The organism is Stenotrophomonas sp. GSD10 (assembly GCF_056172695.1).
In genome coordinates this window covers 89,475-113,644 of the sequence record NZ_JAOCMC010000002.1, presented here as the reverse complement: position 1 = coordinate 113,644, position 24,170 = coordinate 89,475, and the positions used below count along the sequence as shown (strand labels likewise).

Here is a 24,170-nt window from a genome sequence, read left to right as displayed (position 1 = left end):
CGATCATCCTCTACAGCCACGCCTTCGGTTGGACCAGCAGCCACCCCGCGCACACAGCCAGCAGCAGCAACGGCAACCACCCCAGCATGCCGGCACCGCCGGCCTGCAGCAGCACGCCACCGGCCACACCGCCAGCGGCGATGGCCAGGTTCCAGCCCGTCACCAGCATCGACTGCGCCAGATCGGCCGCCGCCCCGGCGCGGCGCGCCAGCGCAGTCTGGAACAGCGTCGGCACCGCACCGAACGCCACCCCCACACAATCGTGGCTGGCAGCAACACGCCCGGCGCTCCCGGCCACAGCAACAGCGCCAGCACCGGCAGCAGGAAGCCCACCACCGCCGCCCAGACCAGCCGGCGCAGGTGACGATCCACGCCCCAGCCGGCGATGCCGATGCCGGCGATGGCCGCCACGCCGAACGCCAGCAGCAGCCGGTCCAGCCACGCACCGGCGCCGGCGTCCACGGCCAATGGCTCGATGTAGGTGTAGAGCACGTTGTGCGCCAGTACGTACAACGCCATCACGGCCAGCGCGCTGCGTACCCCGGGCATGCGCCACACCGTGCCCAGCGATGTGCGCTGCCCGGCCCCGGCAGCGGGCAGCGCCGGCAACGCCCAGCGCGCGTAGGCCAGCAACCCGACGCCCAGCACGCTCATCAGCGCGAATGCCCAGCGCCAGCCGATCTGCTGGCCGAGCAGCGTGCCCGCCGGCACGCCCAGCGACAGTGCCAGCGGTGAACCGACCATCGCCACCGCGATCGCCCGCCCCTGCAACGACGGCACCACCATGCGCGCGGCGTACCCGGCCACCAGCGACCACAGCAGGCCACCGCAGACGCCGGCCAGGAAGCGTGCGGCCAGGATCAGCGGATAGCTGCTGCTCATCGCCGTCAGCGTGTTGACCACCACGAAGCCGGCGATCGCCGCCAACAGCAGCGGGCGCCGTGGCAGACGCTGGGTCAGCGCGGTCATCGGCAACGCGGCCATCACCGAGCCCAGCGCGTACACGCTGACCAGCTGGCCGACCGCCGCGTCGCTCACGCCCAGGCTGTCGCCCATCGGCCGCAGCACGCCGGCCGGCAAGGTCTCGGTCAGCAGGGTGATGAAACCGCCGCCCGCCAGCGCCAGCAGGCCCGCCCATGGCAGGCGCGTGGCCTCTCCGGCCGGGCTGCCCGCGTCGATCGCATGGCCGCTCATCGCGCAGCCTCCAGATCGGCGTACACCGCATCGCGCAGTTCATCGACGAACGCACCGTCCATGCCCTCGTACAAGGTGTTGGTCAGTGCCACCACGCTCAGCGCCCGTGCCGGGTCAACGAACCAGCTGTGGCCATAGGCACCGCCCCAGCGCCAGGTGCCCACGCTCTGCGGCGTGCCACTGGCCGTCGCATCACGCAGGACCGCAAAGCCCAGCCCGAACCCCCAGCCGGCCGGCTCGGGCGGCCCCAGTTCTCCCACCTGTGGCGTGCCCATCTGTGCCACCAGTGCCGGCGGCAGCAGCCCCGACGCCTGCACATCACGCAGTGCCTCCAGCACCGCCATCACCTCGTCGGCGGTGCCCACCAGGCCGGCGCCGGCCGACGCGAAGCGGCTGGCATCGGTGGCGCGCGCCAGGCTGTAGTCGATGCCCACGGTGCCCTCGAACGGCGCCACCACCTCACCTTCGCGCAGGCGATGCGGTTGCGGCGCATCGCTCACATACGGCGTAGCCAGGCGAGCCGCATCACGCGTGGCGAACGCGGTGTCGCGCAGGCCCAGCGGCGCGGCCAGCAACCGCACGAACAAGGCCTGCAAGGTCTCGCCGGTCGCCGCCTCGGCCACTGCACCGGCCACGTCCACGCCCAGCGAATACAGCCACTGGCTGCCCGGTGCGAACAGCAGCGGTACCTGCGCGATGCGCTGCACGTTGTCGGCCAGGGACAGCGGGTTGGCGTCCATGCCATCACTGACACCGGCGCGTGCATAGGGGCCATCGGCATCGGCTTCCAGGAAGCGATAGCCCAGCCCGCTGCTGTGGCTGAGCAGCTGGCGCAAGCTGATCGGCGGGGTGCTGCCGTCGGCCAGCGCCGGGCGGAACTGCGGCAGCCAGCGCTGCACCGGCGTATCCAGGTCCAGCACGCCGTCGGCCACCAGGCGCAGCAACACGGTGGTCAGCAGCGGCTTGCTCACCGAAGCCAGCCGGAACAGCTGGTCCGCGCGCATCGGCGCGGCCGCTTCACGATCAGACAGCCCGGTGGCGCTGGCATGGCGCAGCACCCCGTGCTGACGCACGCGCACCACCGCACCGATCAGGCGCTGCGGGTGCACCTGCTGCAACAGGCGCTGCACCGAGGGCAGGGTCGGCGCGGGGGAAGGGAAGGAGCGGCATTCATCGCGGTGATCCGTGGGGACAGGCCCGCCACGTTAGGCAGCCCGCCGCGTCGCAAAAGCGGGGTACCGCTCCGCGCATCGTGGACCATGCAGTCCGCAATCGGCATGATGGCCGGAACTGCGAGGCCGCAACCGCCCGCGTCCCGTCACGCACCACAGCGTTGCGATGGCCGTGCCGCCGGCGGCGCGCCCTTCCCCTACCCTGCCGCTTTGATCGCCCGCACGCCCATGTCAGTCCTGGACAACCTCGCCAACCTGCAGACCTTCGTGCACGCCGCCGACACCCGCAGCTTCGTCGAGACCGGGCGTCTGCAGGGCATCTCCGCCTCGGCCGCCGGCAAGTGCGTGGCCCGGCTCGAACACGCGCTGGGCGTGCGCCTGTTCCACCGCAGCACGCGCAGCATCACCCTCACCGCCGAAGGCCAGCTGTTCCTGGCGCGCTGCCGGCGCATCCTCGACGAGCGCGATGCCGCCCGCACCGAACTCGCACAGCCGCATGCCACGCCCAGCGGCACGCTGCGCATCAGCCTGCCGCTGGTGGGCGACCTGACCTTGCCGCTGATGGCCGAGTTCATGGCGGTCTATCCGGACATCCGGCTCGATCTGGATTTCAGCGATCGCCTGGTCGATGTCATCGAGGAAGGGTTCGATGCCGTGCTGCGCGTCGGTGAACCCAGCGACTCGCGCATGAACGCACGACGCCTGGGCGTGTTCCCGCGCCGCATCGTCGCCTCGCCGGCCTACCTGCAGCGTCGCGGCATTCCGCGCACGCCGGCGGAGCTGATGCAGCACACGCTGCTGCACTATCGTTTTCCCAGCACCGGCAAGCTGGAGGCGTGGCCGATCCACTGGCCCGATGACGAAGTGCCGCAGGAACTGCCGGTCCACATGGTGGCCAATACCATCGAAGCGCGCGTGGCGCTGGCGCTGCGCGATGTGGGCGTGGCGTTCGTGCCGGTGCATTCGGTGCGTGATGCGCTGGCCGACGGCCAGCTGGCGACCGTGCTGGAAGAACACGTGCATTCCTGCGGCACCTTCCACCTGCTGTGGCCCTCCGGCCGCCACGTGCTGCCCAAGCTGCGGGTCTTCATCGATTTCGTCGGCGAACGCCTGGGCACCGTGCCGTAGATCCACGCCATGCGTGGATGCTCCTTGTAGAGTCGAGCCATGCTCGACCAATCGGAACCCAAGCGAAAATCAGCCGAGCATGGCTCGGCTCTACAACTGCACGCGATCATTCAGCCGCCGCCGCCCAGCCCCACAGGTGCACGCAGCCATTCAGCCCGCTCCGCTATACTGGCCCTCTCATTCCTCCCAGAGGCTCGCGACCAATGCGCCAGTGATGCCGCCGTCTTCCCAACAGACGGCCTGACTCTTCCCGCCCCTGCGCGCAGGGGAGAACCCGGCATCCCTGGAGGTCGCATGACCCCGCATTCCCTCACGCTCGATCGCGTGTCGTATCGATTGGCCGACGGCCGCGCGCTGTTTTCCGATCTGTCCTTTTCCTTCGAACCGGTGACCACCGGCCTGGTCGGTGCCAATGGCGCCGGCAAGAGCGTGCTCGCGTGCCTGCTGGCCGGCCGCCTCACCCCCGACAGCGGCCAGGTGCGCGGCAGCGGCCGTGTGTTCCTGCTGCCCACCCCGGGCTACCCTCCGGCCGGCACGGTCGGCGAACTGGCGGGAGTCGGTCGGGAACTGGCCGCGCTGGCACGCATCGAAGCGGGCAGCGTCGATGAGGCCGACTTCACCTGCATCGGTGACCGCTGGGATCTGCGCGAGCGCCTGCTGCAACGCTGGCAGGCACTGGGTCTGCCCGATGATCTGGATCCGCTCCACCCTGCCGCGCGCCTCAGTGGCGGCCAGGCCATGCAGGTGGCGCTGTCCGGCGCCTGGGCCAGCGGTGCCGACTGGTTGATCCTGGACGAACCCAGCAACCACCTTGATGCGCACCATCGCCAGCAGTTGTACGCGCAGTTGCAGCAGTGGCGCGGTGGCCTGCTGGCCATCAGCCATGATCGCGAACTGCTTGGCCACATGCAGCAGATCGTCGAACTCGATGCACGCGGCCTGCATCGCTACGGTGGCGCATGGCAGCACTATGCCGATACGCGCGCGGCCGAACGCGAGGCCGCCGTCGCCCAGCTCGACCATGCGCGCGCGCAGCATCGCCAGCAGCAGCGCAGCGCGCGCGAACAGCACCAGCGCCAACAGCAACGCCAGGCGCGCGGCAACCGCGATGCGAAGCAGGCCAACCAGGCGCCGATCCTGCTCGGCCGCCAGAAGCAGCGCGCCGAGGCCACGCACGCACGCGCGCAGCAGGTGCAGGCCGAGCGCCTGCAGGCCAGCACCGAGCAGCTGCGGGCCGCCGCTTCGGCCGTGCACGTGGCACCGGAACTGGCGCTGTTCGCCGTGGAAGGTGAGCGCAGCAGCGCACGCCTGTTGCAGGCGCAGGATCTGCTGCTGCCGCATGGCTGCGGCGTACCGTTGCAGCTGGACATTCGCCGCGGCCAACGCATTGCCATGGTCGGCGACAACGGCACCGGCAAGTCGACCCTGCTGCGCGTGCTGGCCGGCCAGCTGCCGGCACGCGCGGGCAGCGTCCAGCGCCACGCGCCGCTGGCACTGCTGGATCAACAGCTGCTGGGCATGTCCGGCGAGCGCAGCATCCTGGAGACCGTGCAGGCGGCGAACCCGACCGCCGATCCGGGCGAACTGCGCACGCGGCTGGCCCTGCTCGGGCTGGACGCCCAGCGCATCCAACGGCCAGCGGCCAGCCTCAGCGACGGCGAACGGGTGAAGGGCGCGTTGGCCAGCGTGCTGTACGCCGCCCCGGCCCCGCAGCTGCTGTTGCTGGATGAGCCCGGCAACGCACTGGACCTGAGCGCGCTGCAGGCACTGGAAGAACTGCTGGCGGCCTGGCCGGGTGCGCTGGTGATGGTCAGCCACGACCACCACCTGTTGCACGCGCTGCGGCCTACCCAGGTGCTGCAGGTCCGCAGCGATGGCTGGCAATGGCGCGACGCGTTGTAGAGTCGAGCTTGCTCGACTCTGCCATGCCTGCATCCACACATGTCGTGGATCTACCGAAGCAGCAGCCGAGCGTGGGCTCGGCGCTACAACGGTATCCCGCCTACCGCTTCCACACCGGGAACGCCTGCGGCAGCTGCTGCCACAACAACGGGCCGGCGCGCAGTTCCTGGTCGTTGAGCAGGCACGCATCCAGCTCGGCACGCACCGCACGCTCATCCATGTGCACGCCGATCACCACCAGTTCCTGGCGGCGGTCACCCCAGAGCGGATGCCACAGGCGCGCCATCGCCGAATGTGCAGCGCTGTCCGGGAATTCCTCCACACCGGGCAGCGGCGCGCTCCAGCATTCGGCCTGCTGCCGTGCCCAGCCCAGATCGCTGTACGGCAGCGGCGTGGGCGGCAGCAGCGGCGTGGTGTCTTCCTGGCCGGCACGCACGCGTTCGCGCGCGGCATACCAGAAGCCGGCGGCCTGGGTGCGGGTGGCCGCGCCCACGCTGTTCAACTCGCCCACCCAGTCCATGCGGTTGGCCAGCCAGAACCAGCCCTTGCTGCGGATCACGCCTGGCATGCCCGACTGCAGTGCCCGCGCAAAGCGCATCGGATGGAACGGACGCCGCGCGCGGTAGACGAAGCTGCCGATGCCGTACTCCTCGGTTTCCGGCGTGTGCTCGCCGCGCAGCTCCTTCACCCAGCCCGGTGCGCGTTGCGCGCGTTCGAAGTCGAAGCGGCCGGTATCCAGCAGCTCGGCCAGCGGCACGTCTCCGAAACGGGACAGCAGCAGCTTCGCATCACGGTTCAATCCACGCAGCACCGCCAGCGTGTCCTGCAGCACCTCGTCATCCACCTGGTCGACCTTGCTCACCACAATCACATCGGCGAACTCCACCTGCTCACACAGCAGATCGACCACGCCACGGTCATCGTCCGGGCCGGCCTGCTGGCCGCGCTCGGCCAGGCGCAGCGTCGAACCGAAGTCGGCCAGGAACGCGCTGCCGTCCACCACGGTCACCATCGTGTCCAGGCGTGCAATGTCGCTCAGGCTGAAGCCGTGCTCGTCGCGCACCGCGAAAGTGGCCGCCACCGGCATCGGCTCGCCGATCCCGGTCGATTCGATCAGCAGATAGTCGTAGCGGCCGGCGTCGGCCAGGCGCCGCACTTCCTGCAGCAGATCGTCGCGCAGGGTGCAGCAGATGCAGCCGTTGCTGAACTCCACTAGCGTCTCTTCGGTACGGCGCAGCTCGGCGCCGCCCTCGCGCAGCAGCTGCGCATCGATGTTTACTTCGCTCATGTCGTTGACGATGACCGCCACGCGCAGGCCCTCGCGGTTGCGCAGGATCTGGTTGAGCAGAGTGGTCTTGCCGGCCCCGAGAAAGCCGGACAGCACGGTGACCGGAAGGCGACGGTCGGCGCGGGAAACAGTGTTCATGTCGGAGCGGGTTGGCTGCGGAACGGAAATGTTACTGTATAACAATTGCCGCGCAAGGAACCTGCCCCGATGAAGTCACCCTCCGCCGCCCTGCTCGATGCCGGCGCGGTCGCCCTGTCCAGCCTGTGCCTGCTGCACTGCCTGGCGCTGCCCCTGCTGGCCGCCGCGCTGCCGCTGTTCGGCGCCTGGGCCGAAGCGGAATGGGTGCACCTGCTGTTCGTGGCCATCGCCCTGCCACTGACCGGCTACGCGCTGTGGCGCGCCGAGCGTCGCCGTCCCCTGCCCGTGCTGGCCTGGGCCACCGCCGGCAGCGGGCTGGGCCTGCTGCTGGCCGGCGCGTTGGCGCTGCCCTCGCATGACTGGGAAACCCCGATGACCGTCACCGGCAGCCTGCTGCTGGCGGCAACGCATCTCTGGAACGCCCGGCACCGCCATCGGTAATGCCGGCCGCCGGCCGGCAACCGCAGGAACCCCGAACGTACCCGGTAATGCCGGCCGCTGGCCGGCAACCTCATGAACCCCGAACGTACCCGGTAGTGCCGGCCGCTGGCCGGCAACCTCATGAACCCCGAACGCACCCGGTAATGCCGGCCGCTGGCCGGCAACCGCATGAACCCCGAACGTACCTGGTAGTGCCGGCCGCTGGCCGGCAACCGTACGAACGACGGCCGCCACCTGATATTGCCGGCCAGCGGCCGGCACGACCCGATCACTTGCCGTAGCGGCGCAGCAGCTCCACCAGCACCTCGGCCTCGGCAGCCCGCTGCTGCGGGTCTTCCGCCCCCACCACATGCTCCTGCAGGTGCTCATGCAGCAGCTCCATCAGCAGGCTGTGGGCGGCACCGCGCACGGCGGCCACCTGCACCAGCACGTCCGCGCAGTCACCGGCCTCACCTTCGGGCTTGTCCAGCGCCTGCTCCAACGCCGCCACCTGGCCGCCGATACGGCGCACCCGGGTCAGCAGCTGCTTTCGATTCTTGTGTACATGGGCCATGCGCGTATCGTATACCCTGTGGGGGTATCCTTCCACCCTCTGGTTTCCCCATGCACCTGGACGCCCTCGCCGCAGCCCGCCGCCACGAACACCGCTTCGACGACGGCAATCCGCTGGCCGAACGCAATACCCGCCGCGCCCTGTGGCTCACCGTCAGCATGATGCTGGTGGAGATCGTCGGCGGCTGGTGGTTCAACTCCATGGCCGTGCTCGCCGACGGCTGGCACATGAGTTCGCACGCGCTGGCGCTGGGCCTGTCGGTGTTCGCTTACCGCTGTGCGCGCCGCTATGCGCACGACCCGCGCTTCGCCTTCGGCACCTGGAAGATCGAGATCCTGGCCGGCTACACCAGCGCCATCGCCCTGCTCGGCGTGGCCGCGCTGATGGCGGTGCAATCGCTGGAGCGGCTGTGGGTGCCCGCGCCGATCCACTATGACCAAGCCATCGCCATCGCCGTGGTCGGCCTGGGCGTGAACCTGCTGTGCGCGTGGTGGCTGCATGACAGCCCGGGGCATGCGCATCACCACCACGGGCACGGGCACGGGCACGACCATGGCGACCACCACGGGCATGATCACGATCACCACGACCACTCGCACGGCCACGACCTCAACCTGCGCTCGGCCTACGTGCACGTGCTGGCCGACGCCGCCACCTCGGTGCTGGCCATCGTCGCCCTGCTTGGCGGCAAGCTGCTGGGCCTGACCTGGCTGGACCCGGTGATGGGCCTGGTCGGCGCGGTACTGGTCACCGTGTGGGCCATCGGCCTGCTGCGCGACAGTGGCCGCATCCTGCTGGACGCACAGATGGATGCGCCGGTGGTGGCCGAAGTGCGCGAAGTGATCGAGCAGGGCCCGTGGCCGGCACGCCTGGCCGACCTGCACGTCTGGCAGGTGGGCCGCGGCAAGTACGCGGTCAGCGCCAGCGTGGTCACCAGCGACCCGCTGCTGGACGCCGACAGCGTGCGCCAAGCGCTGGCCATCCACGAAGAGCTGGTGCACGTCACCGTGGAGATCCACCGCAGCACGTGAACCCATCGGTAGTGCCGGCCGCTGGCCGGCAACCCCATGGACTGCGAATGCACCCTGCGAATGCCGGCCAGCGGCCGGCACTACCACCTAAAGCTTCAACAGCATCCGCAGCAGGTACATCAGCAACGGCAGCGCACTCAGCACCGCGCCGCCAATACCGATCCATGGCCAGCGCTCACCGCGCACGCGCGAGGCCACCGCCAGTCCGCACCCCACCAGCGCGGCCCCCAGCACGCCCACGCCCAGCCCTGCGGCCAGACCATTGCCGCCGGCCGCAACCGACGCCTGCGCCGCCAACGTGCCCGCGCCCCAGCCCACTGCAATGCCCAGCCAACTGGCCACGCCGCACCACGGTGCCTTGCCCTGCGCCATCCGAAAACCCCTCTGACCTTGCCGAATTTCTGTACGGGCCACGCCCCACTGCTGCCTACACTAGCCGCACCCGCCCTGTAGGGACATCCCATGCGCACGCTCCGCCTGCTGCTGCCCGGTGCCCTCCTGCTGCTCACCGCCTGCGGTGGTGAGGCAGGGCTACCCTTCTCTGCCGACCCATTGCAGGGCTGCTTCGCCACCAGCGCGCGCAAGCCCGCCGATTTCCGCATCGACAAGGAAGGCGGCCAGTACTTCGTCTCCTTCGGTCGCGACGGCCAGTGGCAGCGCGACCCCAATGCCCTGCACAAGGCCAGCACCAGCGAGATCGGCCGCTACTTCCGCGATGACGCCGCACAGATCGACAGCGCGCTGATCCGCATGGCCGGCGGCTTCGGCATCTTCCACTTCAACAAGGGCGCCACGCTGAAAGGCAAGGCCAGCGACAGCGACTACATGGCACTGATGCTGATCGGCGCCGGGCCGGTGTATGCGGTGAAGTGCCCGTAAGTTGCAATAATCCTGATGGCCGTCCCTTCTCGAGCGCAAGCACACTGCCCACTTTGGGCGGTGGACGATGCTGCTGCTGTTCCTTCTGGTTGCGACAAGCACCGCAAAAACCCAAGGCGCGTATGACGAAGTACGCGAGATGCCCGATGGCCAGACCCTGGTGATGCGCACACTGGATTGGGACCACGGCAACGGCAGCCACGAGCGCGTTATCGTGCACTGGCTGCTGCTGGAAGACGGCCGCATGCTCTACGACTTTCATCGGCAGCCTCCGGAGACCCAGGATGCCCACCGTCGCTCATGCGCGCTGCTGGATATGGAGCCCTCACGTGGTGTCGCCATCATCTCGGGGAAGGCAGCACGCACGGCTTCACCTGTACCCGTGTCGAGCCCAGGCTGGGCCCTTAGTGCAGTAGGTCCACGCCATGCGTGGATGCAGGCGCGGTGAAGCCGAGCATGGGCTCGGCTCTACAACAGCTGCGGTACCATGCCCTCCCCGAACCGCCCCGGTACCCGCCGTGCCCCATTACACCGGCCCCCTGCTGACCCGTGACAGCGCCGACACCCTGCGCCGTGCCCATGACAAGGGCGCCACCGACTGGCAGGGCTCGCTCGATCTGGGGCGCAGCCAGGATCCGGTCGCACTGGACGCCGAAGGCTTCGGCTTCCGCGACCAGCACTACCCGTGGCCGGGCAAGCTGAAGGACCGCACGCTGTATTACTGGGATGGCGAGGACTTCGCGCCGATCTCGCGCTACAGCGGCTCACTCATCAAGCTGGTGCCCACCGAATGGGGCGCGCCGACCTTCGAGATCGACGGCATCAAGATGCTGCCCACCTCGAAGCTGTCGCCGTTCGAGGATGCGCGCCGCAAGGTCGAGCTGGTCGCCCCGGCCGGCAAGATCATCCTCGATACCTGCGGCGGCCTGGGCTACTTCGCCGCCTGCGCGCTGGAGGCCGGCGTCGGCCAGATCCGCTCGTTCGAGAAGAACGCCGACGTGATGTGGCTGCGCACGCTCAACCCGTGGTCGCCCGATCCGGATTCGGCTGCTGCCGGGGGCCGCCTGCAGTTCAGCCACGGCGATGTCTCGCAGCAGATCGAACAGGTGGCCAGCAACAGCGTCGACGCAATCCTGCACGACCCGCCGCGCTTCGGCATTGCCGGCGAACTGTACTCGCAGGCATTCTACGACCACCTCGCCCGCGTCATCCGCAAGGGCGGCCGCCTGTTCCACTACACCGGCGCACCGAACAAGCTGACCAGCGGCCGCGATGTACCACGCGAAGTGGCCAAGCGGTTGGAAAAGGCCGGTTTCAAGGCGGAACTGGCACTGGATGGGGTACTGGCGGTAAAAAAATGAGGAAAGTTGCAATCGGGAACTTCCCTATTCCTACCCAATGAAGCTGGAGGCATAGTCACGTTTTCACTAGTAGAGAAGTAAGTGAGCGCGACTGAGCCGAAGCCCGCAAGTACCGAGCCGAATTCTCCAAGTAACACTTTGCCCCACACTTGGATCGATGAATTCAAAGAGCTGTATCGGCTCTCAAAGGAGAACACTGCCACGATCATGATCGCGGCGCTCTTCCTGACCGGCTGCTCAATATTGTCCTACGCTACGACTGAAGGAATCTCGATAAATTTCCTGTCGTCGGATCTGATTGCGGCGATCCCGCTCATCTTCTGCATGATCTTGTTCCTTGCGATCCTGATGATCTTTTTCTTCATCGGACCTACATGGATAGCCTTCGACGGCGCAGCGAGAGACCGCAAAGGACGAATCACCCCACTATTTATCGCTCCGCGCGGCAAGATTCGTTACATCAAGAAGACCAAACGTCATGCGCTTAGCTCGATGCTTGCCTGGATTGCAGTATTCAGCATCCCCGGCATCCTCCTATCCGCTTGGGCGCTTCTTGAGCTCAACCTTGATAAGAAATTCAGCGAAGGACCCTGGATCCTACTTGCAACATTAGCTATCTCGATATCAACAACGACAACGCTCGCCGCAAAGATTCGACGACCTAACCGCCGGAAAGCGAAGCGGCCTGACCTCTTCGTGAGAGTGATGACATCGGCGGCGCAGTTCATGGTTATGACCGTTTTGATTAGCGCAATCGCATCACATTCTCTCAATAGAGGATGGACAGATAACTGGTCACTGGTATTTCTGTTCGGCTTTAGCGTCGTCTTGGGGAGCGCGCAGTTCGTCGTTGTCGCCGTTATTTCGAACATCAGCGGACGCCAAGGATTTCTGAAGCGTTCGGTCTGTTGCGTACTGGGTTTAACCGCCCTTTTTGCCTGTATCAGCCCACCGCCTCCTTGTTTCCTCGACCGTTCTTCGGTGCTGCCTCTGCACCTTACAGCCAGTGCTTCCGTGTCGCCGTAAGGTCAGATGATGCCGTGCCAGTAGCCCTCAAGCGGGTTGACTTCACCTCGAAGGATGGAACGACCTGGAGCCCACAGCTGCGTGCACTCGCACCCGCGGAAGGCAGCATCCAAGTTCGCCTGCGAATTAATGGCGTCGTCACGTACCGTCTTCCTAACTCGATGCTGGAACAAGTTGTTTCGTGCAAGGACTCACAACCCGAGGAACCGCCTTCCAAGCAGACCTGATCACTCCGAATCCACTTTCGCCAGCTGCATCACCCACGTCGGCACCACCGGCTCGCCGGCATAGAAGTCCTTCGGCTTCTTCTCCGCCATCGCCCAACGGTGCAGCCAGCTGGGGCCATAGCGGCCGTTGTAGCCTTCGGCGCCATGCGCATAGGCCGGGTCGCGCATCGCCTCGTCCAGCGACACGAAGCGATAGCCCCGGCGCTGGGTCGCCGCCACCAGTTCGGCGAACGTGGCCGCGTTGAGCTCGTTGGCGTGCATCAGCCACACCTGCGGCAGCGCGTAGCCCAGCAGCGCCTGCGACTGCTTCTCGTAGTAGTCCAGCTTGTTCAGCATGTACGGCACATAGCCCTTGCGCAGCTGTGCGAGCGTGGCCTCGCGTGCCGGCGAATCGGGTTGTTCGTTCATCACGTTGGCATAGGCGAACGCCCACACCCATTCGCCGTTGTCCACCGTCACCGGCGCCACGCGGTAGCCATGCGCCTTGAAGAAGGCGTCCATCTGCGCGCGCTCTTCCGGTGTACGACCGGCGCGCAGGTAGGGATGGCGCATCCACTGCGGCGTCTGCCCACGCTCGGCCAGCAGCGGCCGCAGCACGGTTTCACCGCGCAGGAAATCCTGCTGGAACGCCGCCACGCCCTTGGCATTGAGGTCCATGTGCGAATAGGTGTGGTTGCCCAGCACGTAGCCGGCCTGCAGCCAGTCGCGCAGCATCTGCACCCGCGCCGGCTGCACCTGCCCACCCACCTCCAGCTTGTTCTCGTTGACGAAGCCGACCACCGGCACGTTGGCCTGGTGCAGCTGCGCCATCAACGCGGCGTGCCGCGCCTGCAGATCGGCCGGTACGATCTCGTCCACCCGCGCCCACGGCAGGTCATCGATGGTCACCGCAATGCGACGATCGACCTCGGCGGCCTGCACGGCCAGTGACAACAACAGCAACGGCAGGGCTCGCAACAACGCACGCATCGGCACTTCCTTGTCAGGACACTGCGTGGACTGTAGCGCGAATGCACGCGTTCGCCGAGATGGGCCTCAGCCGTCGGCGGATACACTGCCGCGCGCCACAGCCCGCCACAACGCAAGACTGGCCACCATCGCCATCAGCAGCAGCGTGGCCAGCACCAGGGCCAGATCGTCGGGGTTACGCTGCAGCGGCGCATGCTCGCGGGTGAGAATGTGGAACATCACCTGCTGCGCCTGCGCCAGCGGCATCTTGCCATGCTCGGTCACATCCACCAGGCATGTCGCAGGTGACAGGGTGGCCAGACTGCTCCAGGCGTTCTCATACAGGTGCAGCGTCCAGCTCGCCAGCGCCAACGCGGCGCCATGCAGCAGCGCCAGCGACCCGCCCGCCGCACGCCATCGTTGGGACAAGCGCAACGCCTGGCTGGCGCATAGCGTCATGGCACCCAACAGTGCCAGCACGATGCCCAGCAGCGGAATCCAGCGCAGGGGCTGCCAATCGTCCAGCGCCTCGGCTCGGGCCATCAGCTGCTCGGCCACCTGCAGCCGCGCCGCCGCATCCGGCCCGCCGCAGGCCGGGCTGAGCGGCTCCAGCAGCAGCGCCACGCGATGATGGAAGTAGCCAGCCTCCAGGCCCAGCGCCAGCAGCGCGAGCACCTGCAACAAGAACAACATCAACGCTGGCCCGAACAGGCGGCCAAGACGGGAGGCAGTCGCGGGCATGGGTACATCCATTACAACGGGGGCCATGCTAACCAAGCATGCCGGCGTTGTCGGCTGGCAGATGCGACACGCGCAGCGCGTACCGGTAGGATGCGCATTCGGAAAGAGGCACGCGTGCAAGGAGTGCGCACGATGGTGACGCTGTATCTGGTGATGCGCACGCTGCTGCCGCTGTTGGCATTCGCGCTGGTGGCCTGGTTGCTGTCACGTCTGATCAACGCGCGTGCCGCGCGCCTGCCGCCGGTCCCACTGAACCTGCCCGCGCACAGCAGCAGTGCGCGCAAAAGGACCGCCGCCTGTACGCGCGCGCACTGCGCCGCCGCCCGGGCCTGCGCAGCGCCACCCTTCCCGCCAGCGCCCCGCGCCGCTGGTACGTCGCCGGCACGATGGTCGCACTGGCGGCGCTGGCGGCTACGGTGGTGGCAATGCCCGATGGCGCACGCTTCCAGGTGATGGTCGAGAGCCTGCGCGGCTATCCGGTTACGATGGCCGAAGTGCGCGTTCCGGCGGCGGCGCAGCCGGTGGTGCTGCAACGATGGCAGCCCGCATTGGCGCCGCTGGCGCGCCCGGTCGTGATGCGCTATCCAATCGGCCGCTTCGGCGGCGACCATGAAGCGCGCGCCCTGCTGCCGGTACAAGTTCGGCATCTTGATGATCGACTACAGGTGGCCATTCCCTCAGCCGTGGATGCAATTGCCTTGCAGGCCGAACTGGCACGGTTGGCCGGCCTGCCCGCCAACGCAGTGTCGGTGCAGCAGGCAGACGTAGCCCCCTGGATGGACATCGGTTGGGAACCACTGATCGTCCTGTAGAGCCGAGCCCACGCTCGGCTACCACCATCAATCACCGGGTGGCAGCTTGGCCGCCCACATGTTGTCCACCAGATTCGGGTAAGGGCGGCCGTTCTCCTCCGCCCGCTGCCGCGCCGCCTCCTTCTGCGCGGGCGACAGCGGCTGGGATTTCTGGCCCTTGGGGTTGGGCTTCTTCCACGGTGGGGTCTGGGTCTTGCGCATGGCCCCAGCTTACTTCTTCAGAAAGTTGAGCAGCGCCAGATTGAAGTGGTCCGCATGGCTGGTGTTGCAGCCGTGCGGCGCGCCTTCCAGGATCACCACCTCACTGCCCGCAATGGCCTCATGCGTGCGCTCGCCCGAGCCTGCAAACGGCACGATGGCGTCGCTGTCACCGTGCAGGATCAAGGTCGGCACGGTGATCTTCTTCAGGTCATCGCGGAAGTCGGTGGTGGCGAAGGACTGCATGCAGCCCAGCGCGGCGGTCTGGTCTGACTGATGGCACAGCGCGATCGCGGCCTGGCGCTGCTCCTCGGTCACCATCAGCTTGCCGTCGGTGCTGAAGAAATCGCGGGTGAAGCCATCGAAGAACGCCTCGCGATCCTTCTCCAGGCCACGGCGCATCTCATCGGCCTTGTCCTGGGTCAGCGGGCCGTCCGGATTGTCGTCACTCTTCAGCAGGTACGGCGGCACAGCGGCAGCGAACACCACGCTGTGCAAGCGGTCCTCACCGTGGTTGGCCACGTAGCGCGCCACCTCGCCACCGCCCATCGAGAAGCCGACCAGCGTCACCTCGTGCAGGTCGCGCTCTTCGATCAAGGCCGCCAGGTCCGCCGCCAGGCTGTCGTAGTCGTAGCCGTCGGCGGGCTTCTCCGAGCGACCGAAGCCACGACGGTCGTAGCTGATCACCCGGTACTGGGCATCGCGCAGGATCGACACCTGCGATTTCCAGGCATCGGCCGACAGCGGCCAGCCATGGATGAGGATGACCGGGCGGCCATCGCCGCCGGTGTCTTCAACGTGCAGGCGAACGTGCAGGCGAATAGGGGAAGCGGACATGGGGGCTCCTGTGGAAGGGCAGAGTTGCAGGCTAGAGCCCCATCCCTATGCCGCCCGTGAGGGAATCGCGGCGCACTGTGACATGGCGTGCACAGGGTGGCCGGGCGGCCGTGCCGCCAAAACCGGGTTTCATCGCGCCCGGCGCCGGTTTCGTCGCAGCACGGCAGCGGGGCGCAGCGGGCCGTGCCAGCCTGCGTGGACCACTCCCGGGAGATTCGCCATGCTGCTGTTCACCCTGCCCCTGCTGGCCGCCGGCCTCGCCGCCGCCCCGACCGCGCCGGACACCCTGCGCGAACAGATCCGCCAGGCGGATACGAAGCTGTTCGCCGCCGCGTTCGACGCCTGCGACGCCGACAAGGCCGCTTCGATGACCACCGAAGACATGGAGTTCTTCCATGACAAGGCCGGCAAGTCCGCCAGCAACCGCGACGACTTCCGCCGCAGCGTGGCCGCGCTGTGCGAAAGCACCCGCGCCAACCACACGCATCTGCGCCGTGAACTAGTGGAGAGTTCGTTGCAGGTGTTTCCGCTGCACGACGAGCGGGCGCTGGAGATCGGCGATCACCGCTTCCACGAGCGCGATGCGAAGGGCGTGGAGCGTTGGACCGGGCAGGCGCGCTTCATCCAGGTCTGGCGGCGCGTGGATGGGCAGTGGCAGGTGGAGCGGGTGATCAGCTACGACCATCGGCCGGCGGATTGAGGGGCGCGAGGCGATGGTTCGCGGGCCGGCTCTGTACTCCGTACCGCGGATGGGGTGGGCAGGCGCGGAGGCGATTCGCTCCCGCTACTCGAACTGCGCGACGAACAGGCCTTCCCGCTTCAGGATGTCCCTCGCCTGCGTGACATACTCGCTCACGGTCACTCGATCCATCGGCAGCATCTCGCCTTTCTTCTTTGCCGGCAGCAGCCTTCCCGCCTGCTGAAGACGGAACGCCTCGTGATCCTTCCGATTGTTGATGGAGGACACCGTGCCGTGGACCTTCAGCAGCTGCAGCACACACACGTGGAACACCTGCGGCCTGCACTGCAGGATGAACTCTGAAACGGACATCCTGGGGTCGACGATGTACGGCTTGAACCGTTTGAAGAATCCCTTCCTCGCACCGTCCTCCAGGTTCCTGATGTAGACATCCAGCGGAACGTCGACATTGGAGAGATCATGGATGTACTGGTTCCTGATCTCGGCGATGGCCTTGAACATGGATTTCTGTTCGCTGTCGATGATGTTCATCTTGCGCAGGAGATTGATCCTCACCTCCTGCGGAAGATTGCTGATCACATCGATTATCAGCGGCTCGCGCAGCGCATCGACCACGGCACGGGTAAAGACGGCCTCGACAAGCTGGGCGAGCTTGGAAATGAAGCTCCACGAGTCCTTCTCCTCATAGAGCGCAACGACGAATCCCTTCGGAATTCCGAGCTCCTTGCTCAGCCTCTCAAATGCGAGCTCGACGAACGTGGTGTACGTACTCATGCAAAAGTGCCCCTGAAAGCCCGATGACGCTACACGTCCTGTCTGGCTTCAACAAGCGCTCACCACGCCATCTGCAACACTTCCTGGTCCATCGCCATGCGAGCCGCATCAATGAGAAAGCGCCCGCACCACGACCAACGGCCGAAGGCACGGGCCCCATCAACTCAGCGGATTCACATTACAACTGAATCCGCGCCACGCTCTCGTTCGCGTCCTTGGCATCCTTCTCGCCGTTCTTGATGCTCACGAACAACACGTTGTTCTTCGCATCCAGCGCCAGGCTGTTCGGGTGGGTCGGCACGGTGTAGGTGGCCACCTGCTTGTAGCTGTCACTGTTGTACGCCGTCACCGTACCGGCTTCGCGGTTGGTCACGTACAGGCGCTTGCGCGGTGCGTCCAGCAGGATGCCCAGCGGGCCGGCATCGGTGGGGATGCTGGCCAGTTCCTTGCCGGTACTGCGGTCCAGCACCAGCACGCGCTGGCCCGGGTGCTTGCTCACCAGGCCGCTGCTCTTGGCCTGGTAGCCGCGCAGGAATTCCGAGCCCTGGTCGGTCACAAACAGGCGCTTGCCGGCCGGGTCCAGCGCGATGTTCATCGGCTGCTCGGCGGCGATCTTGTGCTGGGCCACCACCTTGTTCGAATCGGTGCCCACCACCACCAGGTCGGCCAGCAGGTTGCTGGTGTAGACGCGCTTGTTGGCCGCATCCAGCGCCAGGCCCGGGGCCTTGGCATTGCCCAGGCCGTCGATGGTGTTGATCACCTTCTGCGTGGTGGTATCAATCACGAACAGCACGCTGCTCACGTCCGGCTGGCTGCTGTGGCCGGTCACGTACAGGCGGTTGGCGGCGCTGTCCACCACCAGCTCGCGCAGGTCGTGGGTGTAGGCGGCCTTGCCGTCCTTGCCGGTCTTCTTTTCCATCAGCTGGATGGTGCCGATGGCCTTGTTCTGCGCGGTGTCGACCACGGTCACCGACAGGTCCACGGTGTTGCCCACGTACAGGCGGTTGTGGGCGTCGTCCAGCACCACGCCGAACGCCTTGCGCTCCAGCGGGATGCGGGTTTCCACTGCCAGCGTGGTCGGGCTCAGGCGCAGTACCTGGGCCGGGCCGGCGTCATCGCCGAAGCCGCCGGACGAGGCGACGAACACGGCGTTCTGTTTCGGGCTGTAGGCCAGCTCGTACAGGCCCTTGGCCACGGCCTGGCGCTGCACGGCGGTGGTGGCGCTGGCGGCGGGCGCGTTATCGGCGAAGGCGGCGGGCGCGCCGAGGCTGAGCGAGACAGCAAGGGCCAGGGCGGCCGAGCGGAGAGCGGAATGACGGAACATGCGAGCATCCTTGAAAGGGCACGGGAGGGTGTCCTGGCTCGCTGGGCCGTACGAAGACGGCCGTTCCGGCGTGTGCGCACGGAAAGGCTGGCTGGGTTAGCGGGGGGAATGGTAGCAGGAGACAGGGCGGCGGGGTGGGCTCCTATACCGGGCGCCCGCGCAATCCCTGCCAAACGCCCAGGGGCCCGCCCTAAAGTTCCACCCGTTGCTGCCGCCTAGCACTAGGTGCTGCAATCACCCCAAGGCGGAATGAGTCCGCCCGCATCGTCAAGGAATGGAAGGCCCGATGTCCGAATTCTTCACGCAAGAACATTTCAACCTGCTGCAGTCGCTGCAAGGGAAGAAGTTCGATCAAACCGATGCCGCGCATCAGACCGCCTACAACAAGCTGCGCCAGGCCTACGATTTGACGCAGGACTGGGCGAACCGCATCAAGGCGGCGCGCTTCTCCAATGGCCGCGTCAGTATCCGCCGACGCGCCACCAACCAGGGCAATCACTTCGCTGGCTACAACTGGGCGAAGATTTATCCCGATGCCGCGTCGCCGCCTTCACTGGCCTACACCGTTGGCCTCAACGGCCATGACGGCTTCGTCGTCAAGATCGACACGGTGAAGTTGCAAGACAACAACCCCATGCGTGAGGCCTATCTGAAGTTGCGTGGCCCGTTCCAGTCCTCACCCATTGTTAAAGTGCTACCGATCGACCAAGGGCTGTCGCTTGGCATGGAAGATCTGGTGGCGTGGAGTTTGAACGCCATCGCCGAGTTCGGGCTGAGCTACGACGAAGTGGCAAAGCGCATTGGCCAGCCCGATGAAGTTGAGCCGGATGCCGTGCTGAGACACTTCGATATCAACGAAGACTTCCGCACCATGCGCAAGGGTTGGACCACGGAAGAAACAGCACAGTTCTGCAGACTGGCTCGGCTGGTGCATTACTCGGGAATGGACTGGTGGTTCGCAGGTACCCACACCCATCTGCGCTTTGGCCGGAAGAACGCCGGCAGCGGGCGGGCCGTTTCGGTGGTTGGGCTGGTGACAGGTTCGCTCGCCTGCCGGGTTACCTGGCGACCTGAGTTGCCAAGCATTTCCAAGTTCGTTCGCAAGGTCATCTCAGAGAAGATGGTCGACAACATCGCGACCGCGCTGGATGCCGATGATGAGGCCCTGCAGGAGCTGATTCGAACCGACGAAGAGCGCGAGGGTTTCTGGCCTGGCCAGGCCGACAATGACGCGTCTACCACCTCTGATCTGTCGGACGTAGACGACAATGATGAAGGACTGCCCGCGGTGCAGAGCGAGGTCGCGGAAAGGCTTGCGTTCAATCGCATCTACTTCGGTCCGCCAGGAACCGGCAAAACGTACGAGCTCAAGTTCCTGCTGGATGATCAGTTCACAGCTGAGGCGGACGAGAAGTCGGCGGTTGAAGGCGGGACCGAACGCTACACCTTTGTCACCTTCCACCAGTCCTACGGCTACGAAGATTTCATCGAAGGGCTGCGCCCGGTCATCGAGGATAGCGCCCAGGGCCAGGTGCGCTATGAAGTTCGTCCAGGTGTGTTCCTGAAGCTCTGCGAGCGTGCGCGCAAGTATCCCGATGAAATGTTCGCCATCGTTATCGACGAGATCAATCGCGGCAACATCAGCAAGATCTTCGGCGAACTGATCACATTGATTGAACTGGACAAGCGAACCGGCATGAAGAACTGCCATTCGGTCACGCTACCCTACTCACAGCAGCTGTTCTCCGTTCCGCGCAATGTCAGCATCATCGGCACCATGAACACGGCCGACCGATCCCTGGCATCTCTGGACACCGCGCTTCGCCGCCGATTCGAGTTTGAGGAAGTGCTCCCCAACTCAGAAGACGGCGACCTTGCACCCTTGGGCGGTCTGCGCGTCAACAGGGATGACGTCTCCATTCATATCCCAAAGCTGCTCTCTGCGATGAACCAGCGCATCGAAGCACTTTACGATCGCGAGCATCTGATCGGCCATGCTTACTTCATGCCGCTGAAGAACATAAAGGAAGACAGCGAGCGCATGACCGCACTGACCGCGCTGTTCGAGAAGCAGATCCTGCCTTTGCTGGAAGAGTACTTCTACGACGACTGGCAGAAGATTCGGTTGGTGCTTGGCGACAACCAGAAGCATTCAAGTCTGCAGTTTGTGCAGGAGACCACCAACGATGACCAGACATTGGAACGCCTGTTCGGCGCCAATGCTGCGGCCGAGGGGCATGGTGCACGGCCGCGCTTCAATCGAAATCCGGATGCCCTGAGCAAGCCAGACGCCTACGTGGGCATCTACAACACGCTGCTGGGCAACGAGTGAGCACGGCAGCCACGCTCACCTTGCACGAGTACGACGTACTCGTGCCGGCGTCATCATCGGGCACAGCGCTCGGTGGTGCGCGCGTCGTGCCCGATGGCGTTTACCGGTGGCTGGAACGGCAGTCGTTGGAACTGATCGACGGCAAGCTCTCCCCATGGGTGCGCCGTTGCCGTCGCGGTGTTCAGGTCACCAGCCATGTGGGCGTGGTTACCGCGCCAGGCGGCCTGCAGATCGAGATCCTGCCCAAGGTGGGCAAGGCGCTGGATGCAGGGGCCGGTGAGGCGCGCGGCCTGCTGTTGAGGATGTTGCGTTGCCTGCAGGAGTTCTCGCACCTTCGGTTCGGCAATGCGCAGCTTGCCGCCGACAGCATGCCACTGCTGGACGTGTTCGTTGGCGAGTTCCTGCGCACGGTGGTGGCGGTCACCCGCACCGGGCTGCGCGGCCAGTACCAGACGCGCGAGGATGACCTGCCCGCGCTGCGCGGAAGACTGCTCGTTGCCCAGCATCTACGCCGCAATCTGGTACGTGCCGATCGCTTCCACACCGCCCATGATGAATTCAGCATCGACAGGCCAGAGAACCGGCTGATCCACACGGCGTTGCGCAGGGTGCTTGGCGCGACCCGCGTGACCAACCATCAGCGCTTGGCGCGGGAGCTGCTCGCGTTCTTCGCTGAGGTGCCGGTCAGCCACACCCCAGACCAGGACATGCAGCGGGTGCAGCTGGACCGCAACATGCGCACCTATCGCGAAGCGCTGGATTGGACCCGTTTGATCCTGCAAGGGCTCTCGCCCACATCGGCGGTGGGCGCGCAGCAGGCACCGTCGTTGCTGTTCCCGATGGAACGGTTGTTCGAGGCGTACGTGGCCAGGCACTTCCAGAAGCAGCTACCGGCGCATCTTGCACTGGATACCCAGGTAAGGCGGCATCATCTGGTGCATCACGGCGGAGCAAAGTGGTTCCAGCTGCGCCCGGACATGGTGGTGAGCCGGCAGAAGACAGACGTACTGGTGCTGGACACCAAGTGGAAGCTGTTGGACGCGGGTCAGGCCAACGGCACCCACAAGTACGGCCTGCAGCAGGATGACTTCTACCAGCTGCACGCCTATGGGCGTAGCTATCTGGATGGACAGGGTGTGGTTGCGCTGGTCTACCCGCGTACCGACAAGCTGAATCAGCCGCTGCCTGTGTTCGACTTTCCGGGCAGCGAAGGGCTGCGGTTGTGGGTGCTGCCGTTCTGCCTGACGCGGGCCGAGGTATTGCTGCCTGAGGGGTGGGAATGGCCGGAGGACAGTGTGGCGGGTTGAATCCAACGTCTTGAGACGAGGGCGCGTCATCCTCCCCGCCCCACTGGAGGATGACCATGACCCGAATCGACGCCGCGTGGCTAGACGCCTTCGACAAGGAGTTGCTGCATCTGTTCGCCATCGACCATGGCGATGCCGGTATGGATGTGTATCTGCTGGGTTGCTACGCGGATCTGCCACCGCGCGAGGCGGCGCTGGCATTTGGCAGCGACTACGACCTGGAGCGTGACGATGCCTTGTGGCCACGGCCGGGCGCAGCGCCGAAACGTTAAGTCGTGTCGCAATTGGCACACCTCGCCTGCCGACGCTTTGAGCTGAGTGTCGCTTTTGGAACCCCGCACGGCGGCAAACCGTGCTTTTAGGAACGCATTCGGGCGGTAACTTAACAACAGCCGAGACCGCTGCACCGCAAGGGTTCCCCCGTGCTCCTGCCATGCAACAATGCCGTAAGCGTCAGCATTTGTGGCCCCTGCGGCCTACGGTTTCTTGGCATCTCGCAACCATGCGGGTACACCTTGGCATGCCACCACGCACAAGGTGGCGCGGGACTCGAAAACCCGTCTGAATACCCAGTGCTTCACGCTTGCCAGTCGGCGTCATCTTCGGATGGCGTCGGCTGGCAATCCGTTCGCGTTCCATGGCGGGCGGTGCGTGGGGGCCTTCGGGTCCGCCGGCTTGGGTATTCACCGGTTTTCGAGCCACGCACCGTCCGCCACCTCTATCGGTGGCGCTGCTATCTGTCCTGTACGGAGCATTGCCATGAGCACCTCGGATTTCCGTTCCCTGCACGCGCTATACGATCCGGACAACGCCGACGCCGACGCCGAGCGCGAACCCTCCCCGATCCCAACTCCTTCGTCGCCACGCTGCGCCGCATCGGAACCGGTGCGGCGGCGGATGGTCAGCCTTGGCCGGAACGGCATCAGCTGCCTGGGCGTTGCCTTCAACTGGCAGATGCGGACTGTGCCGTGGCCGGTCTGCGTGTGGTCGCGGAGTTGATGCTGGCTGCGGAACGGACGCGGCAGAACGGTGCACCCGAGGAGTACCTGGGGGATCGGGTGATGGAAGGGTTGAAGATGGCGTGTGTGGCGTTGACGGCGCAGGTGGCTGATCGGTTGCAGGTACGGGAGTAGGACCAGAGGTCTGACCCTCCAGTAGTAAGCTGCGGGCTGTCGTCGCGCCCCATTCTCCACTCGGCCCTGATCTACAGGACTTCCCAATGAAGTCTCTGACGTACGCACCACTGTGTTTGGCAGCGCTGATTGGCTCAGCGCTCGTCTACCTGGACCTGCCCAAAGGCGGGCTTGAGATAGGAACCTTCCCCAGAGTTTCAGATGCCGAGTTTGCAGTAATGCGGGAGGAAGCCCAACGTCTAGTGACCGAAGATGTAGCGCTCGGAGCCGGACGGTTCGCAGCCAAGTACTTCGTACTCACCTGCCGAGGCGAGCCCGTTCTGCTGGTGGACAACTCGTCATCACAGTTACTCATCATCGGCCTCATTAGCCGAGCCCCTGAGAGGCCCTGCGCTCAACCGCTGCTCCAGCGTTGGAGTAGCCGACTACTCCCAGGCGATTAGAGCACCGCTACTCGAATCCACGCTCTAGATCTACCGTAAGGCCTGAGTAGTCGGCGGCTTGCGCTGACAATCTGCGCTCTTCCAACAAAGGCCGTTAGCGGCTCATGCTGTCGTTTACGGCATACTTCCCCCAGGGCGCCTCGTGCTGCCAGGGACAGGGGAAGACTGTGAGCAGGTGGACTGAAGACGAATTGGCTGCTGCCGTTGACGCGTATCGTCAAATGGAGGCGCGTCTCGCCAATGGATCAGGGCTTGAGAAGGCCAGGGTCTATCGGGAACTC

Annotated in this window: 22 protein-coding genes and 3 pseudogenes; 14 read left to right on the top strand and 11 right to left on the bottom strand. The window is 65.8% G+C overall.

Translation table 11 applies throughout. The features are described from left to right. Nucleotides 1-10: 10 nt before the first annotated feature. Together N4G47_RS00645 and N4G47_RS00640 are read right to left on the bottom strand one after the other, a co-directional pair. Nucleotides 11-1,194, bottom strand: a pseudogene (locus N4G47_RS00645) (MFS transporter). Continuing rightward, nucleotides 1,191-2,368: pseudogene (locus N4G47_RS00640) on the bottom strand (serine hydrolase domain-containing protein). The pseudogenes N4G47_RS00645 and N4G47_RS00640 overlap by 4 nt, the downstream one beginning before the upstream one ends. Before the next feature lie 226 nt (nucleotides 2,369-2,594). Between N4G47_RS00640 and N4G47_RS00635 the strand changes: the two are divergent. Both N4G47_RS00635 and N4G47_RS00630 read left to right on the top strand, forming a co-directional pair. Next, nucleotides 2,595-3,494: a LysR family transcriptional regulator gene (locus N4G47_RS00635; protein WP_475284582.1), complete on the top strand. Its 900-nt coding sequence runs from the start codon at nucleotides 2,595-2,597 to the stop codon at nucleotides 3,492-3,494. A 294-nt stretch (nucleotides 3,495-3,788) separates the two neighbouring features. Further along, complete coding sequence (locus tag N4G47_RS00630; protein ID WP_475284580.1) at nucleotides 3,789-5,396, top strand: ATP-binding cassette domain-containing protein; 1,608 nt, start codon at nucleotides 3,789-3,791, stop codon at nucleotides 5,394-5,396. A gap of 100 nt (nucleotides 5,397-5,496) precedes the next feature. Here the strand turns inward: N4G47_RS00630 and N4G47_RS00625 are convergent, their stop codons facing one another. Next, nucleotides 5,497-6,822, bottom strand: a complete 1,326-nt coding sequence (locus N4G47_RS00625; protein ID WP_475284578.1) for a GTP-binding protein — start codon at nucleotides 6,820-6,822, stop codon at nucleotides 5,497-5,499. Nucleotides 6,823-6,891: 69 nt separating this feature from the next. On the opposite strand from N4G47_RS00625, the gene N4G47_RS00620 reads away from it, so the two are divergent. Next, nucleotides 6,892-7,263: a MerC domain-containing protein gene (locus N4G47_RS00620; RefSeq protein WP_309336014.1), complete on the top strand. Its 372-nt coding sequence runs from the start codon at nucleotides 6,892-6,894 to the stop codon at nucleotides 7,261-7,263. A 268-nt stretch (nucleotides 7,264-7,531) separates the two neighbouring features. Here the strand turns inward: N4G47_RS00620 and N4G47_RS00615 are convergent, their stop codons facing one another. Then, a complete protein-coding gene (locus N4G47_RS00615; protein ID WP_106550496.1) occupies nucleotides 7,532-7,816 on the bottom strand; it encodes a metal/formaldehyde-sensitive transcriptional repressor in 285 nt (94 codons plus the stop codon). 50 nt (nucleotides 7,817-7,866) lie between these two features. Between N4G47_RS00615 and dmeF the strand changes: the two genes are divergently transcribed. After that, nucleotides 7,867-8,847: a CDF family Co(II)/Ni(II) efflux transporter DmeF gene (dmeF, locus tag N4G47_RS00610; RefSeq protein WP_475284575.1), complete on the top strand. Its 981-nt coding sequence runs from the start codon at nucleotides 7,867-7,869 to the stop codon at nucleotides 8,845-8,847. Between the two features lie 87 nt (nucleotides 8,848-8,934). Here dmeF and N4G47_RS00605 read toward each other — a convergent pair whose 3' ends face one another. Further along, nucleotides 8,935-9,219, bottom strand: a complete 285-nt coding sequence (locus N4G47_RS00605; protein ID WP_475284573.1) for a hypothetical protein — start codon at nucleotides 9,217-9,219, stop codon at nucleotides 8,935-8,937. 90 nt (nucleotides 9,220-9,309) lie between these two features. Here N4G47_RS00605 and N4G47_RS00600 point away from each other — a divergent pair, with 90 nt between their 5' ends. From N4G47_RS00600 to N4G47_RS00585, 4 genes are all read left to right on the top strand, one after another. Continuing rightward, on the top strand, nucleotides 9,310-9,726 hold the full coding sequence (locus tag N4G47_RS00600) for a hypothetical protein (protein WP_107232164.1): 417 nt from the start codon (nucleotides 9,310-9,312) through the stop codon (nucleotides 9,724-9,726). Nucleotides 9,727-9,793: 67 nt separating this feature from the next. After that, a complete protein-coding gene (locus tag N4G47_RS00595; protein ID WP_475284571.1) occupies nucleotides 9,794-10,174 on the top strand; it encodes a hypothetical protein in 381 nt (126 codons plus the stop codon). A gap of 70 nt (nucleotides 10,175-10,244) precedes the next feature. Then, nucleotides 10,245-11,087: a class I SAM-dependent methyltransferase gene (locus tag N4G47_RS00590; protein ID WP_475284569.1), complete on the top strand. Its 843-nt coding sequence runs from the start codon at nucleotides 10,245-10,247 to the stop codon at nucleotides 11,085-11,087. Nucleotides 11,088-11,168: 81 nt separating this feature from the next. Next, nucleotides 11,169-12,113, top strand: coding sequence for a hypothetical protein (locus N4G47_RS00585; protein WP_475284567.1), 945 nt, complete (start codon nucleotides 11,169-11,171; stop codon nucleotides 12,111-12,113). Nucleotides 12,114-12,340: 227 nt separating this feature from the next. On the opposite strand, the gene N4G47_RS00580 is transcribed toward N4G47_RS00585, so the two are convergent. Together N4G47_RS00580 and N4G47_RS00575 are read right to left on the bottom strand one after the other, a co-directional pair. Continuing rightward, nucleotides 12,341-13,309 carry a polysaccharide deacetylase family protein gene (locus N4G47_RS00580; protein WP_475284565.1) on the bottom strand — a complete coding sequence of 323 codons (969 nt, stop codon included), beginning with the start codon at nucleotides 13,307-13,309 and terminating at the stop codon, nucleotides 12,341-12,343. A gap of 66 nt (nucleotides 13,310-13,375) precedes the next feature. Continuing rightward, a complete protein-coding gene (locus N4G47_RS00575) occupies nucleotides 13,376-14,029 on the bottom strand; it encodes a hypothetical protein (protein WP_475284563.1) in 654 nt (217 codons plus the stop codon). Between the two features lie 386 nt (nucleotides 14,030-14,415). Here N4G47_RS00575 and N4G47_RS00570 point away from each other — a divergent pair, with 386 nt between their 5' ends. Next, on the top strand, nucleotides 14,416-14,841 hold the full coding sequence (locus N4G47_RS00570; protein WP_475284561.1) for a hypothetical protein: 426 nt from the start codon (nucleotides 14,416-14,418) through the stop codon (nucleotides 14,839-14,841). Between the two features lie 27 nt (nucleotides 14,842-14,868). Here the strand turns inward: N4G47_RS00570 and N4G47_RS00565 are convergent, their stop codons facing one another. Then, nucleotides 14,869-15,042 carry a hypothetical protein gene (locus tag N4G47_RS00565; protein WP_475284559.1) on the bottom strand — a complete coding sequence of 58 codons (174 nt, stop codon included), beginning with the start codon at nucleotides 15,040-15,042 and terminating at the stop codon, nucleotides 14,869-14,871. A gap of 9 nt (nucleotides 15,043-15,051) precedes the next feature. Then, a complete protein-coding gene (locus N4G47_RS00560) occupies nucleotides 15,052-15,876 on the bottom strand; it encodes an alpha/beta fold hydrolase (protein WP_475284557.1) in 825 nt (274 codons plus the stop codon). A gap of 220 nt (nucleotides 15,877-16,096) precedes the next feature. On the opposite strand from N4G47_RS00560, the gene N4G47_RS00555 reads away from it, so the two are divergent. After that, nucleotides 16,097-16,576, top strand: coding sequence for a DUF4440 domain-containing protein (locus N4G47_RS00555; protein ID WP_475284555.1), 480 nt, complete (start codon nucleotides 16,097-16,099; stop codon nucleotides 16,574-16,576). Between the two features lie 84 nt (nucleotides 16,577-16,660). On the opposite strand, the gene N4G47_RS00550 is transcribed toward N4G47_RS00555, so the two are convergent. Then, the gene (locus N4G47_RS00550; protein WP_475284553.1) at nucleotides 16,661-17,350 is read right to left on the bottom strand and encodes a hypothetical protein; all 690 of its coding nucleotides are present in this window, start codon (nucleotides 17,348-17,350) and stop codon (nucleotides 16,661-16,663) included. Between the two features lie 178 nt (nucleotides 17,351-17,528). Beyond that, the gene (locus N4G47_RS00545; RefSeq protein ID WP_475284551.1) at nucleotides 17,529-18,674 is read right to left on the bottom strand and encodes a YncE family protein; all 1,146 of its coding nucleotides are present in this window, start codon (nucleotides 18,672-18,674) and stop codon (nucleotides 17,529-17,531) included. 286 nt (nucleotides 18,675-18,960) lie between these two features. Here N4G47_RS00545 and N4G47_RS00540 point away from each other — a divergent pair, with 286 nt between their 5' ends. From N4G47_RS00540 to N4G47_RS00525, 4 genes and pseudogenes are all read left to right on the top strand, one after another. Continuing rightward, nucleotides 18,961-21,006 (top strand): McrB family protein, encoded by a 2,046-nt coding sequence (locus N4G47_RS00540; protein ID WP_475284549.1) that lies wholly within the window; start codon nucleotides 18,961-18,963, stop codon nucleotides 21,004-21,006. A gap of 125 nt (nucleotides 21,007-21,131) precedes the next feature. Beyond that, nucleotides 21,132-22,313 (top strand): McrC family protein, encoded by a 1,182-nt coding sequence (locus tag N4G47_RS00535; RefSeq protein WP_475284547.1) that lies wholly within the window; start codon nucleotides 21,132-21,134, stop codon nucleotides 22,311-22,313. A gap of 56 nt (nucleotides 22,314-22,369) precedes the next feature. Further along, nucleotides 22,370-22,585 (top strand): hypothetical protein, encoded by a 216-nt coding sequence (locus tag N4G47_RS00530; protein WP_475284545.1) that lies wholly within the window; start codon nucleotides 22,370-22,372, stop codon nucleotides 22,583-22,585. 487 nt (nucleotides 22,586-23,072) lie between these two features. Continuing rightward, nucleotides 23,073-23,446, top strand: a pseudogene (locus N4G47_RS00525) (hypothetical protein). The last annotated feature ends 724 nt before the right edge of the window (nucleotides 23,447-24,170 follow it).